Consider the following 13,776-nt stretch of genomic DNA (forward strand, 5'->3'; position numbering starts at 1 on the left):
CGGCTGGAGATGGAACCTCTGCGTGGTGACGAGTCGTCGGTCGAGCCCGGCGAGACGACCATCGCGACGCGCGGCCGCGAGGTGGGCCCCGTGCCGGTCGGGGCCGTCCTGCGTGAACTCCCCCGGCCGACGGTCGCCTGGTCCGAGGACGGGCAGCAGGTCGCCGCCGGCGGGTCGGCGGCGACGATCACCGCCGACGGTGCGGGCCGCTTCGACACGGTTCGCCGGGCCGGAGAAGCCCTCTTCGGCGGTCGAACCGTCGCGTCGGACCTGCCGCGGGCCGCGCGCCCCCGCCTGTTCGGCGGGTTCGCGTTCCACGACGACGACAAGGACGACGGCGGGTCGCCGTGGACCGGATTCCCCGACGCGCAGTTCGTCCTCCCGGCCGTGCAGGTCGTCAGGACCGAGGACGGCTCGACGTGGGTCGTCGCGACGGCGACCGGACCGGACGCGGAGACACGGGCCGACAGCCGACTCGACGAGTGGGCCGAGCGCGTCGACGCGCTGGAGCCCGTCCCGCACGACGGCGGGCCCGGCATCGAACGACGGAGCTACACGCCGGACGACGCCGGCTGGCGCCGCCAGGTCGAGGCCGCGGTCGAACGCATCGAGCGCGGGACCCTGCGGAAGGTCGTCCTCGCCCAGTCGCTGACCGTCGACCTGCGGAGCGACCTCTCGGTCCCGGCCGTGTACGACCGGCTCACCGAGACGTACCCGGACTGCTTCCGGTTCATCGTCGCCCCCGAGGGCGGCGGCCGATTCTTCGGCGCGACGCCGGAGCGGCTGGTCAGCCGCGACGGCCGGACCGTCAGGACCGAAGCGCTCGCCGGCTCCACCGGTCGCGGCGACACGCCCGAGGAGGACGAGTGGCTCGCGAGCGAACTCCAGGAGAGCCAGAAGGACAGCCACGAACACGAACTCGTCGTCGAGGCGATCAAGGCCCAGCTCGACCCGTTCGCGACGTCCATCTCGACGGGCGACCGGACGGTCCGCCGGCTCGCGACGGTCCAGCACCTCCAGACGCCGGTGACGGCCGACCTCGCCGAGGACGACCACGTCCTCTCGCTCGTCGAGGCGCTCCACCCGACGCCGGCCGTGGGCGGGCTCCCGCCGGACGAGGCGCTTGAGACGATCACAGAGACCGAGACGTTCGAGCGCGGCTGGTACGCCTCGCCGGTCGGCTGGTTCGACGCCGAAGGGAACGGCACGTTCGCCGTCGCCATCCGCTCGGCCGTCGCGACCGACCGACAGGCGACGCTGTTCGCGGGCAACGGCATCGTCGGCGACAGCGACCCCGACCGCGAGTGGGACGAGGTCCAGCTGAAGTACCGCCCGGTCCTGGACGCGCTCGAATGACGGGGCAGGAGCCACGCGAGACGCAGGTGATCCTCCGATGAACGCGCCGAACCGAGCGACCCTGTGGGGCCGAACGCTCGTCGACGAACTCGCCGCGAGTGGCGTCCAAGCCGTCGTTATCGCTCCGGGGAGCCGTTCGACGCCGCTGACGGTCGCCTTCGACGAGCACCCCGACATCGAGACGTTCTCCGTGCTCGACGAGCGGTCGGCGGCCTTCTTCGCGCTCGGACGCGGGCGGCGGACGGGGGAGCCGACGGCGGTCGTCTGCACGTCGGGGACTGCGGCGGCGAACTACCACCCGGCCGTGATCGAGGCGAGCCAGTCCCGCGTCCCGCTGCTCGTGCTCACGGCCGACCGTCCCGCGGAACTCTCCGACAGCGGCGCCAACCAGACGGTCGACCAGCAGCAACTCTACGGCGACGCCGTGCGCTGGTATCGACAGCTTCCCGAACCCGCACCGGAGGCGCGCCGTCTCCGGTCGCTTAGGGTCGCTGCCGACCGCGCCGTCGCGAAGACGACCGGCGCGAACCCCGGCCCCGTCCACCTGAACGTCCCGGTCGCGAAGCCGCTGGAACCGACCGAGAAACCGGGAGATGTGCCCGACTCGCTGTCGGAGACCGCACCGCTCGGCGCCGAGGGACGCGACGGACCGTTCGTCCGAACGTCGAGCGGGCGACTCTCCCCCGACGACGCGGCGATGGACGACATCGCGGGCGCGCTGGCGGCCGCCGAGCGCGGATTGATCGTCGCCGGGCCGCTGAATCCCGGCGTCTGCGACCATGCCGCAGTCGCGGACCTGCTCGACGCGACGGGCTGGCCGCTCCTCGCGGACCCGCTCTCCGGCCTCCGGTACGGGCCGCTCGTCGACGACCACCTCGTCTGTGGCGGCTACGACTCCTATCTCGCCGCCGAGGGGTGGCCCGACCCGGACGTGGTCCTCCGCGTCGGTGCCTCGCCCACGTCGAAGGTACTCCGGCAGTTCCTCCGTGACGCCGACGCGCGACAGGTCGTCGTCGACCCGGCTGGCGACTGGCCCGAGGCCGAGTTCACGGCCACGGACTACGTCGAGGCAGACCCCGGTGCGGTCGCGACCGAACTCGCGAGCCGACTCGACGGCCGTCCCACGTTCGGAGGCGACTGGCGCGACCGCTTCGGGCGTGCCGAGTCGACCCACTGGGAGACAGTGGGGGCGGGCGCTGACGAGCAGTTCTTCGAGGGGGCAGTTCTCGCCGAGGTGCTGGCCGAAGCGCCCGACCCGGCGACCGTGTTCGTCTCGAACAGCATGCCCGTCCGGGACTGCGACCGGTTCGGCCGGCCGCGGACGGCGGATCTCACAGTTCTCGGCAACCGCGGTGCCAGCGGCATCGACGGGATCACCAGTTCGGCCCTGGGCGCGGGCAGCGCGACCGACGACCCACTCGTGCTCGTGACGGGCGACCTCGCGTACTACCACGACATGAACGGGCTCCTCTCGGTCGCTCGATGCGGCGTCGACGCGACCATCGTCCTGATCAACAACGACGGCGGCGGCATCTTCCACCTCCTCCCCATCGAGTCGTTCGACCCGCCGTTCACCGACCAGTTCGTGACGCCCCACGGCCTCGACTTCGGACCCTCGGCCGACATGTACGGTCTGGAGTTCCGCCGCGTCGCGGACGCGGCCGGGTTCGCCGACGCCTACCGCGAGTCGCTCGCGAGCGACGGGACGCAGGTGATCGAAGCACGGACCGACGGCGAGGCGAGTCACCGATTCAGGGAGTCGCTTCACGAACGCGTCCGCGAGCGCGTGAGCGACGAGTTCTGAGTCCGGCGGCCCGTTGCATTCTTCTCCCGACGCGACCGCTCAGGGACGGACGAGCGAGAGCGTCAGTACCGACAGCCCCAGCGGCACCCACGTCGTGGTCAGGGCTATGACGCCGACGAGCGAGAAGACGCTGACGCCGGGGAACGCGAGCAGGAAGATGAGCGCGACGACGCTCCAGAGACCGAAGATACCGACAGCGGCCTCCGGGATCGAGAGCAGGTACGCGAACGTCAGGAGCGTACAGACCGCGACGACGAACCGCGCGATCAGCGGGAACGGCGGGAACAGCATCGCGCCGACGAAGAACGGATAGAGGAAGAACGTCGAAGCGAGCAGGACGACCGACTGGTCCAGCGGGAAGATCCGACTCAACCGGAGTGGGGTCCGCCCGTCCGATCCCTGCCTGACCGCCCACGACCGTGTCGTGTCCCAGGCGTTCCACGACCAGTCCGCGTTCGGGCCGTCGGTCGCCCCCGCCGCGGCCTGTCGTCGCGCCGAGGGAGACGCCCTACCGGCCGTGGCGCTGTTCGACTGCCACGAGGGCCCCGTCGAATCGCCGCGCGACCGGGTGGTTCCGTCCGCGTGCTTTCGCGTCCCGGAACTCCCCGTCTCTCCGCCCCGCCAGCCGTTCGTCCGTTCGCGGCGTCGGCGGCCGCTCTCGCGCCCGTTCGGGCCGCGTGCGGACCGTCTGCCGCGCTGCTGGGACCCGCGCCAGGTGCTCTCGGAGGACCCGGTGTCGTCCGTGTCGGACCCCGACCCTGACCCCGACCCCGGCCCCGACCCTCTCCCCCATCCCGCGCTCGCTCTCGAAGCCGTATCGGCCCCCGCGGCCGTCCCGTTGTGCGTCGCACTGGCTTCGTCCACAGTCGTCTCGCGAGCCCGTGACGAACCGCTCGACGACCCGTTACCGCCCGTCCCGTCCGTGTCGTCACCGGTGTACGTCTCGTGACCCAGCCGGTCGTACCGCGCTCGCTCCTCCTCGTCGGTGAGGACCCGTTTGGCCTTGTTGAGCCGTTTCGTCCGCTCGCCCGCGTCGACGTCGTCACTCACGTCCGGGTGGACCCGCTTGATGGCCTCCCGATAGGCGGTCTCTATCTCCGCCGTGGTCGCGTCCTCGGCGACGTCCAGGCGGTCGTAGAACGTCTCTGTCATGCGAGCGCGGGGAATCGTTCGGAGTTCGTCTGCCGGTATTAAAATGCCACCGGCCGGAGTATCGAAACCGATAGCCGTTGACTGACCGCTCCAGCCGCCCCGGCCACCCCGGCTGCGAACGACTGCCCGTGGACCGAACGCGGCGACCGCAACGCCGATGTACTCGGCACGTCGGTCAGTTCACATGTCCCGGGAGACCGTCACCAGCGGCACCGAGTGGGAATCGTACGTCGGTTACTCGCGCGCTATGGCCGTCGACGGACACGTCCACGTCTCCGGCACCACCGCAGTCGACGACGACGGCGACGTCGTCGGCGAGACGCCCTACGAGCAGACCCGCGCCGCGCTGGACATCGTCGAGGGCGCGCTCGGCGAGGTCGGTGCGGAACTCGCCGACGTCGTCCGAACGCGGATGTACGTGACCGACATCGACGACTACGACGAGGTCGGCCGCGCCCACGGCGAGGTGTTCGGGGACGTGCGCCCGGCCGCGACGATGGTCGAAGTGAACCGCCTCGTCGACGACGACCTCTGCGTCGAGGTCGAGGCGACCGCGGTCGTCCCGGACTGACGCCGGAGAGGGGACCGCCCCGGCACCCACTGAGGAATCTTTTTGCGCGGTCCGACCCCAGCACCGCCCATGGTTTCCGAGATCTTCGACCCCGACCGATGGGAGCCGGTCGATGCCTTCGACTTCCGCGATATCACCTACCACCGCGGCACCGACGTGGACGCGGTCCGCATCGCCTTCGACCGCCCGGCGGTCCGCAACGCCTTCCGCCCCGGCACCGTCGACGAACTCTACACCGCGCTCGACCACGCCAAGCGACAGTCCGACATCGGCTGTGTCCTCCTCACCGGCAACGGCCCCTCTCCGAAAGACGACGGCTGGGCGTTCTGCTCCGGCGGCGACCAGTCCGTTCGCGGCGACTCGGGCTACGAGTATCGAAACGATGGTGAGGGGGACGAAGAGGTGGACGGCGACGCGCGGGACGCCGCCGAGGCCGGACGCCTCCATATCCTCGAAGTCCAGCGGCTCATCCGCCACATCCCGAAGCCCGTGATCTGTGTCGTCCCCGGCTGGGCCGTCGGCGGCGGCCACTCCTTGCACGTCGTCTGTGACCTCACCCTCGCCAGCGACGACCACGCGAAGTTCCTCCAGACCGATCCCGACGTCGCTTCCTTCGACGCCGGCTTCGGGTCGGCCTATCTCGCCCAGCAGGTCGGTCAGAAGAAGGCCCGCGAGATATTCTTCCTCGGGAAAACATACGACGCCGAAGAGGCCGCCGACATGGGCATGGTCAACGAAGCCGTCCCGCACGACGAACTGGAGGCGACCGCCCTCGACTGGGCCGACCGCATCACCAGCAAGTCCCCCATGGCCATCCGCATGCTCAAGTACGGCTTCAACATGGCCGACGACGGCATGGTCGGCCAGCAGGTGTTCGCCGGCGAAGCCACCCGCCTCGGCTACATGACCGACGAAGCCCGAGAAGGCCGCGAGGCCTTCAACGAGGGCCGCGACCCCGAGTTCGACGACTACGAGTGGTACTACTAGGAACCATCTTTTTCCCGCTCGGGTGTCCTCGGGCCTTCGGCCCTGCGGGCACCGCTCGCGGCAAAAACATGGGTGAAAAAGGCGCGGCCTCACTTCGTCCTCGTGAGCGGTGCGAACGAGGGCTCGGGAGAGCTTGCTCTCCCGGCGTTCGGCCGCGTGAACCGCCTCGCTCCCGCCGGTCGCTCGGCGGATGCGACCGCACAGCTATCATAACACCACCGCACCGCCACCGCAACGCCGCCGCACCGCTGCCGCAACACTCACCACAAACGGTTTCCCGACCCGCCGACACCGCCGCGTATGACCGACGGCGAGGACGCTGTCGACCTCCTGCCCTTGCTCGACGAGTTCCGCGCGATGGCACAGACCGGGCTCCACTACGCCGACGACCCATACGAAGAGGAGCGCTACGAGCGCATGCTCGACCTCGTCGCGGAGCAGTACGGCGAGACGTTCGAACTGCCGCCAGCGGAGGTCCGCGAGCGACTGGCGGGAGATCTCGGCGAGATCACCCCGAAGATCGCGGCCATCGCACTCGTCTTCGACGACGAGGACCGACTGCTCGTCATCGAGCGGACCGACGGCCTGGGGTGGTGCCCGCCCGGCGGGAAACTCGACCTCGGTGAGACGCCCGCGGCGGCGGCCGAACGTGAGACTCGCGAGGAAACCGGGCTCGAAGTCGACGCGCGGGAACTCGTCGACACGTACGCCGTCGAACCGCCCGGCGAGTTTCCCCACTACAGCGTCTCACACGTCTATCGCTGCGAGGCCGTCGGCGGGGAACTCACGACGACCTACGAGTCCCGGCAGGTGCAGTACATGCCCGTCGACGAGGTCCCCGAGTGGTCGCTGGCGTATTACCCGGAGGCAGTCCGGGACGCGCTGAAGACCCGCCGCGACGGGTGAGGCGCGGCCGTCCCGCGCGACCGGTTCGCCGGCCGGTGCGGATGCCAACTTTGACACTTGCGCCACCCCGAGTGTCCGCCAATGTCGACCGCAGACGCGCAGGTCTCGAAGACCCGCGCCTGGCTGATGGCCGCACGGCCACAGACCCTCCCTGCGGGGTCCGCGCCGGTGATCGTCGGCGCGGGGCTGGCCGTCCACGCCGACGTGTTCGCGCCGCTCCCGTGGCTCGCCGCCCTCGTCGGCGCGCTCCTCATCCAGGTGGGGACGAACTTCGCGAACGACTACTACGACGCCGTCAAGGGCGCCGACACCGACGACCGCGAAGGGTTCACTCGCGTCACCGCCGGCGGACTCATCCCCGCCGCGCAGGTCAAGTGGGCGATGGTCGCCACCTACGGACTCGCCGTCGTCGTCGGCGCCTACCTCGTCGCCATCGGCGGCCTCCCCATCCTCGCCGTCGGCCTCACCAGCATCGCCGCCGGCATCCTCTACACCGGCGGTCCCTACCCCTACGGCTACCGCGGGCTCGGCGACCTCTTCGTCTTCGTCTACTTCGGCGTCGTCGCCGTCACGGGCACTTACTACGTTCAGGCGGTGACGGAGACCGACGCCGGGCTGTTCCCCATGGGACTCCCCGCGGAGACGCTCCCGCTCGCGGCGGTCGTCGCGAGCCTCCCTGCGGCCGGCCTTTCGACGGCCATCCTCGTGGTCAACAACGTCCGCGACAGGGAGACCGACGCCGCCGCGGGCAAGCGGACGCTTGCCGTGCTGTTCGGCTACCGCTGGAGTCGCGTCGAGTTCCTCCTGCTCGTCGGGATGGCGTACGTCGTCCCCGTCCTGTTCGCGCTCGACCCGGACTACGGCCGCTGGGCGCTCGCACCGCTCGCGTCGCTCCCGCTCGCGGCGAGCGTGAGCAAGACCGTTCTCGAACGCACCGACGGCGAAGCGCTCAACCCGGCGCTCGAACGGGTGGGGCAGACGCTCTTCCTCCACTCGCTCCTGTTCGCCGCCGGACTCGCCACTCCCGCCCTGCTATGACAGACGCAGACTCGCCGCACCCGCTCGACCGGTTCACGCTCCCGCTCCGTTCCCCGCTCTCGACCGCCGCCGGGGACATCGAGGAGCGCTCCGGTTTCGTCGTCAGGTACGACCACCGCGGCGAGACCGGACTGGGCGAAGCCACGCCGCTCCCGGGCTGGACCGAATCGCTCGAAGACTGCGAGCGCGGGCTGGAACGTGCGCTGGAAGCCGGCGCGGGCGGCGAGCACAGCACCGGACTGCTCGAACTCGACGCCGACGAGGAGCCCGCGGCCCGCCACGGGTTCGCGACCGCGCTCCTCGACGCGGACGCCCGAGCCGACGGCGTCCCGCTCTACCGCTGGTTCGACGACTCCCGGCAGGTCCACCGCGTCCCGGTCAACGCCACCGTCGGCGACGCCGACCGCGAGACGACCGTGGAGCGGTCCGAGGCCGCGGTGGGACGGGGATTCGACTGCCTCAAACTGAAGGTCGGCGCGCGCTCCGTCGACGAGGACGCGGACCGTGTGCGCGCCGTCCGGGAGGCGGTCGGCGACGAAGTGACGCTTCGACTCGATGCGAACGGTGCGTGGAGTCGAGAGGAGGCGGAACGAGCCATCGAGCGCGTGGCTCCGCTGGACGTGGCGTACGTCGAGCAACCCCTCCCGGTCGAGGACCTGTCCGGACTCGCCGACCTTCGCGGTAGCGGGGTCGACGTCGCCGCCGACGAGACGTTCGTCGAGCACTCCATGGCGGACGTGTTCGAGGCGGGAGCGGCCGACGTGGTGATACTCAAGCCGATGGTACTCGGTGGACCCGGGAACACGCACACCCTCGCGATGCGTGCCCGAGAGGAAGGGATCGAACCGGTCGTGACGACGACGGTCGACGCTGTCGTCGCCCGCACCGCCGCCGTCCACGTCGCGGCCGCCATCCCCGACGTGGTCCCGTGTGGGCTCGCGACTGCGGACCTGCTCGCCGAGGACCTCGCACCGGACCCCGCGCCGGTCTCGGACGGGAGTATCGAAGTCCCGCAGGACGACGGGCTCGGGATCGACCAGGGGGCGGTGGGGCGGTGACGCTGCCGTCGCCCGACGCCTGGCCTGTGGACGACCCGGTCGAGGACCCCTCGGCGGACGTACTCCGCCAGCGCGCGGACTCGACGCCCGAAGCGACTGCCGTCGTGGCCGCCGACGAGGGAAGGATGTGGACCTACGACGAGTTCGACGAGCGCGTCGCGGAACGCGCGGACCGACTCGCCGACGTGCTCGACGCCGACGGGGGTCGCGTCGGACTCCTCCTCGGAACGAGAGTCGCCTTCGCCGATCTGTACTTCGCGGTCGGCCGTCTCGGCGCGAGCGCCGTGCTGTTGAACGTCGAACTCCCCACCGAGCGACTCCGCTCGCAGGCCACGCGAGCGGCGGTCGACGCGATAGTCTGCGATCGTTCGACGGAGTCGCTGGCGACCGAGATCGCCCCCGACGACGTACCAGTCGCGTCCGTGGACGCCCCCGAGTCGGACGAAGTCGGGCCTCTCGGACGATCGGACTCCCAGTCGGTCGAGCCGTCGGATCGTGCACTCGACACCGAGCGAGCCGTCCTGTTCACTTCCGGCACGTCGGGCGATCCGAAGGGCGTGCGCCTCACTCGACGGAACCTCGTCGCGAGCGCCGTGGGCTCGGCCCACCGACTCGGCGTCGAACCCGGCGACCGCTGGCTGGTCTGTCTCCCGATGTACCACATGGGCGGGCTCGCGCCGCTCGTTCGCTCGACCCTCTACGGGACGACGACGGTGATTCAGCGCGAGTTCGACGCCGAAGCGACCGCGCGGGTCCTCGACGAGTTCGGCGTCTCTGGAGTGTCGCTGGTCCCGACGATGCTCACCAGACTCCTCGACGCGGGCTGGACCTCCTCCGAGTCGCTCCGGTTCGTCCTCCTCGGCGGCGCGCCGGCCTCCCGCGACCTGATAGAGCGGTGCGCGGACCGCGGTGTACCAGCGTACCCGACCTACGGGATGACGGAGACGGCGTCGCAGGTCGCGACCGCGACGCCAGCGGAGGCGCGCGCGCACCCCGACACCGTCGGGCGACCGCTTCGGAACACGACGGTCGACGTGCTTTCCAGCGAGGGCGGCAGAGAACGCGCGGACCCGGGCGACACCGGCGAACTCGTCGTCGACGGTCCGACGGTGACGCCGGGGTATCTCGACGACGAGCAGACCGCGGCGGCGTTCGACGACCGCGGCTTCCACACCGGCGATCTGGGGTACGCCGACGCGGACGGGCGGCTCTGGGTCGTCGGCCGCGTCGACGACGCGATAGTCACCGGCGGCGAGAACGTTCACCCCGCCCGCGTCGCCGACGCGCTCCGCGAGATCGGTGGAGTCGGTGACGCCGCAGTCGTCGGCCTCCCGGACGAGGAGTGGGGCGAGCGCGTCGCTGCGCTGGTGGTTCCGGCCGGCGCGACTCCCGCCGCCGCCGCGCTCACCGCCGAGCAGGTGCGCGACGGCGCTCGCGAGCGACTGGCGTCGTTCGCCGTCCCGAAGACCGTCGCGTTCGCCGACGAACTGCCACGAACCCACTCGGGGACGGTGGACCGCGACGCGGTCCGCGAGCGCCTCGCAAACGCCCGATCCGGGTGAATGGACCGGGCGGACGACTCGCGACCGCCGCGGCCTTTAATCGCGCCGACCGCCTACACGGAGGCGTGTGTACGCTCGTCTTCGCCTGGCAGGTCTTCACCGACACCCCGGTCGTCGCGGCGGCCAACCGCGACGAACTGCTCGACAGGCCTTCCAGACCGCCAGCACTGATCGAGGAGTCGCCGCGCGTCCTCGCCCCGCGCGACGAGGCGGCCGACGGCACCTGGATCGGGTACAACGAACACGGCGTCTTCGTCGCGATCACCAACCGCTGGGTCGATCGCGAGGCCGACCGCAGTGAGGCCTCGGAATCAGTGAGCGGGGAGGGACGACCCGCGAGCCGCGACGACGAGGACGCCCCCGACCGCTCCCGCGGCCTGCTCGTCCGCGACGCGCTCCGTGAGCCATCCGCGGAAGCGGCGACCCGCCACGTCGAGTCGGAACTGGACGACCGACGGTACGACGGGTTCAACCTCGTCCTCGCCGACGAGAACGCCGCCCTGTTCGTCGAGTGGGACGGCGAGACCCGCCGGGTTCGCAACTTCGATCCCGGCGTTCACGTCGTCGTGAACGTCGGCGCCGACGGGGAGTACGCGATCCCGGCGGTCCGCGCAGACGCGGGCGAGGCGCAGGCCCAGAACGCGGACGAGGTCGCGATGGTGCTCCAACCCGAACCCGGGGAGACCAGCACGGCGTGGCTGGATCGCGCGGCCGACGTGATCGCCGACCACGAGTACGGCGTCTGCGTCCACCACGACCGCTTCGGGACGCGTTCGTCGTCGCTGGTCGAGATCGGTCGCGAGGCGTCCCGGTATCGCTACGCGGACGGGCCGCCCTGCGAGACGGGGTACCGGGACGTCGACAGCCAAATTTAAACGGCCCTGACACGGACCGTACTGGTATGGCCGCTGCCGAAGCCGAACTCAACGAGGACGAGCGCGCGGGACTGGAACTCATCCGCGAGTCGGGTGGCATCCACCAGAGCGACTTCTGGAAGGAGTTGGACGTGAGTTCCCGCAAGGGCAGCCGTATCGCCGACGCGCTGGCCGACCAGGAACTCATCCAGCGCGAGGAGACCGTCTACAACGGTCACAACACCTACTACCTCACGCCCGCCGCCCGCGACCTCGACTTCTCCCTGCTGATGGCCGGCGACATGCTCTCCCCGTTCGTCGGCGACGACGAGGTCAACGCCCACAGCGACACCTTCTCGCAGTTCGTGATGAACCTCGCCTACGAGGAGTAGCGCCGCTCGATTCTGCATCCGGCCGCTCTTCTCTCTCAGACACACCCCACCGGAGCCGTGGCTCCCCGGTGAGAACGCGAAGAAACGGCGACGGCGACGACCTCAGTCCTCGAGCGCGTCGGCGATGCGACCGAGCTCTCGTCGGGCGTCGTGGACCTCGTCGCGGAGTTTCCGCACCTCGCGGACGAGTTCCTCGTCGGCCTTCGAGGACTCCTCCTCGCCGCGACCGCCGGGGCCGCCGGGGCCGCCCATGCCGGGCGGGCCGCCACCGCCGCCGCCCATCATGCCGCCCATCATCTGCGCGAAGGGGTTGCCGCCGCCACCGCCGCCCATGCCGGGCGGGCCGCCACCACCGCCGCCCATCATCTCTTCCATGCGCTCCTCGCGGCTCATGCCCTCGCCGTCCTCGTCGCCCTCTTCGGCGCGCTGCTGGCGGATCTCCTCGACGCGCTCGCGGAAGGACTTGGACTCTCCCTCGCTCTCGCCCGCTCCGTCGGCGTCGGGCGCCTCCTCTGTCGACTCCTCGGCCGGTGCGTCGCTCTCCTCGGAAGTATCGTCTGCCATACCAGGGATTCGCCGTCGCGTCCCAAAAGGGTTGTCGTACTCAGGCGATACGCCGGACCAGGAGCGAGATACCGACGGCCGAGGCGACCAGGACGACGAGGTTGAACACGGCCTGGAACACGGGCACGAAGTCGGGGCTGAACCACACTCGGATCGCCTCCGAGGCGGCGAAGTAGAAGCGGAACGTCGCCACCAGCGCCAGCAGACACAGGATGCCGAACGCCGCCCACTGGACGTACGACCGGATGTCTCGGCCGCCACCGCCGTCCCGGTCGTTCCGCCTGTCGACCGAGGCCGGCGCCGACGCCGTCCGGCCGCCGTCCGCCGTGCGGTCGTCGCCCGACTGGGAAGGTCCGTCGGGTTCGTCGGGCACGTCGTGGTCGGGAGTCGATCCGTCGTTGCCGTCGCCGTCGCGATTCGTGTCAGTCATGCGTTCCTCCGTGCCGCGAGTGCCGCGAGTCCGACCAGCGCGACGAGGGCGCCGACCGCGCCGAAGCCGGGGCCACTACTGCTCTCGGTCGGGATCGGGGTGTCCGCTTCCTGGCGCGGCTGGGGCGTCCGCTCGAAGTCGCCGGCCTGGAAGTCGACCTCCTCGCGCGTCTGGTTCTTCGGAGCGGGGCGCGACGGGTCGAGTTTCGCCCGCGCGGTCGCCGTGCCGACGATGACGCCGTCTTTCAGCAGGATGCCGTCGAGGTAGTAGTTGTAGCTGGACGGGACTTCGAGTTCGGCCGTCTGCGTCGTCGTCCGCCCGGGACCGATCTCGTCGATGGTCACGCTCGCGCGGTCCGCGATGACGTTCGACTCGACCTGTCGCGCCAGCACGACGAGTTCGAGCCCGCCAGCGGGCTCGTCCCCGCGGTTGGTGAGATAGGTGCCGGTACGGAGCGTCGTCCGGTTGTTCTCCTCGCCGGCGATGTCGTAGGTGATCACGGGCAGGCTCGCCTCGTCGCTGCCGAAGCGGTGGAACCCGACGCTCGTCCGGGCGTAGTCCGGCGTCAGCGAGTCGACGCCCCGGATGTCCGTGCTCCCGGTCTCGATGCGCCGCCCGTCCTCGTAGACCCGGATGAGGAGCCGGTAGCCGCCCTGGCGGTCGACGGTCACGTTCATGCGGGTGCGGACCTCGCGGTCGCCCTCTATCGTGCCCAGTCGCTTCCGAACCGTCGTCGCGACGAGTCCGGTGTCCGTGTCGACGGCCTGTACCTCGACGGTGACGTTCTCCGCGTCGCCGCCGCGGTGGTCCATCCGCAGGTCGAGCGAGAGTTCGGCGCGCTCGCCGCCGACGGCTCCGGCGGCGACGCGCGGTTCCTGGAGGGACATGCGACTCGGTCTGACGTCCTCGTCGGTCCGCTCGGCGAGCGCGCCGGGGACCGCGACGACGACCCCTGCGGCGGCCACGACGAGGAGGAGAGCGAGGACGCCCAGCCACGCTTCTCGATTCACGTTCCACTGCGCAACCCGATCGGGTAAATGTCTTGTGTGCGACACCAGTGCGAGCGCGGGGCCCTGCCAGGGGCTCTACCGGTCGATCCGTG

Annotated in this window: 14 protein-coding genes; 10 read left to right on the forward strand and 4 right to left on the reverse strand. The window is 70.7% G+C overall.

What is annotated here, in order from left to right; all coding sequences use genetic code 11:
- Positions 1-9 precede the first annotated feature (9 nt).
- Positions 10-1,356 carry an isochorismate synthase gene (locus D1409_RS03775; protein WP_123534160.1) on the forward strand — a complete coding sequence of 449 codons (1,347 nt, stop codon included), beginning with the start codon at positions 10-12 and terminating at the stop codon, positions 1,354-1,356.
- A 37-nt stretch (positions 1,357-1,393) separates the two neighbouring features.
- A complete protein-coding gene (gene menD / locus D1409_RS03780; protein ID WP_123534162.1) occupies positions 1,394-3,160 on the forward strand; it encodes a 2-succinyl-5-enolpyruvyl-6-hydroxy-3-cyclohexene-1-carboxylic-acid synthase in 1,767 nt (588 codons plus the stop codon).
- Positions 3,161-3,199: 39 nt separating this feature from the next.
- Here menD and D1409_RS03785 read toward each other — a convergent pair whose 3' ends face one another.
- Positions 3,200-4,312 (reverse strand): DnaJ domain-containing protein, encoded by a 1,113-nt coding sequence (locus tag D1409_RS03785; RefSeq protein WP_123534165.1) that lies wholly within the window; start codon positions 4,310-4,312, stop codon positions 3,200-3,202.
- Between the two features lie 184 nt (positions 4,313-4,496).
- On the opposite strand from D1409_RS03785, the gene D1409_RS03790 reads away from it, so the two are divergent.
- From D1409_RS03790 to D1409_RS03825, 8 genes are all read left to right on the forward strand, one after another.
- Positions 4,497-4,883, forward strand: coding sequence for a RidA family protein (locus D1409_RS03790; protein WP_123534167.1), 387 nt, complete (start codon positions 4,497-4,499; stop codon positions 4,881-4,883).
- A 69-nt stretch (positions 4,884-4,952) separates the two neighbouring features.
- A complete protein-coding gene (locus D1409_RS03795; RefSeq protein WP_123534169.1) occupies positions 4,953-5,870 on the forward strand; it encodes a 1,4-dihydroxy-2-naphthoyl-CoA synthase in 918 nt (305 codons plus the stop codon).
- A gap of 300 nt (positions 5,871-6,170) precedes the next feature.
- Positions 6,171-6,776, forward strand: coding sequence for an NUDIX hydrolase N-terminal domain-containing protein (locus D1409_RS03800; protein WP_123534171.1), 606 nt, complete (start codon positions 6,171-6,173; stop codon positions 6,774-6,776).
- A gap of 81 nt (positions 6,777-6,857) precedes the next feature.
- The gene (locus tag D1409_RS03805) at positions 6,858-7,814 is read left to right on the forward strand and encodes a 1,4-dihydroxy-2-naphthoate polyprenyltransferase (protein WP_123534173.1); all 957 of its coding nucleotides are present in this window, start codon (positions 6,858-6,860) and stop codon (positions 7,812-7,814) included.
- A complete protein-coding gene (gene menC, locus D1409_RS03810) occupies positions 7,811-8,872 on the forward strand; it encodes an o-succinylbenzoate synthase (protein ID WP_123534175.1) in 1,062 nt (353 codons plus the stop codon). The genes D1409_RS03805 and menC overlap by 4 nt, the downstream gene beginning before the upstream one ends.
- 26 nt (positions 8,873-8,898) lie before the next feature.
- Positions 8,899-10,434, forward strand: a complete 1,536-nt coding sequence (gene menE / locus D1409_RS03815; protein ID WP_123534178.1) for an o-succinylbenzoate--CoA ligase — start codon at positions 8,899-8,901, stop codon at positions 10,432-10,434.
- Between the two features lie 65 nt (positions 10,435-10,499).
- Complete coding sequence (locus D1409_RS03820) at positions 10,500-11,309, forward strand: NRDE family protein (RefSeq protein ID WP_123534180.1); 810 nt, start codon at positions 10,500-10,502, stop codon at positions 11,307-11,309.
- Between the two features lie 26 nt (positions 11,310-11,335).
- Positions 11,336-11,680 (forward strand): helix-turn-helix transcriptional regulator, encoded by a 345-nt coding sequence (locus tag D1409_RS03825; protein ID WP_123534181.1) that lies wholly within the window; start codon positions 11,336-11,338, stop codon positions 11,678-11,680.
- Positions 11,681-11,782: 102 nt separating this feature from the next.
- On the opposite strand, the gene D1409_RS03830 is transcribed toward D1409_RS03825, so the two are convergent.
- From D1409_RS03830 to D1409_RS03840, 3 genes are read right to left on the reverse strand one after another with little or no spacing between them, the layout of a single operon-like run.
- Entirely contained in the window at positions 11,783-12,244 is a 462-nt protein-coding gene (locus D1409_RS03830; protein WP_123534184.1) for a hypothetical protein, read from the reverse strand.
- Between the two features lie 40 nt (positions 12,245-12,284).
- Positions 12,285-12,674: a hypothetical protein gene (locus tag D1409_RS03835; protein WP_123534185.1), complete on the reverse strand. Its 390-nt coding sequence runs from the start codon at positions 12,672-12,674 to the stop codon at positions 12,285-12,287.
- Positions 12,671-13,684: a DUF7490 domain-containing protein gene (locus D1409_RS03840; RefSeq protein ID WP_235853491.1), complete on the reverse strand. Its 1,014-nt coding sequence runs from the start codon at positions 13,682-13,684 to the stop codon at positions 12,671-12,673. Before D1409_RS03840 ends, D1409_RS03835 begins: the two co-directional genes overlap by 4 nt.
- Positions 13,685-13,776: the final 92 nt, after the last annotated feature.

The organism is Halosimplex salinum (assembly GCF_003730195.1).
Lineage (GTDB): Archaea > Halobacteriota > Halobacteria > Halobacteriales > Haloarculaceae > Halosimplex > Halosimplex salinum.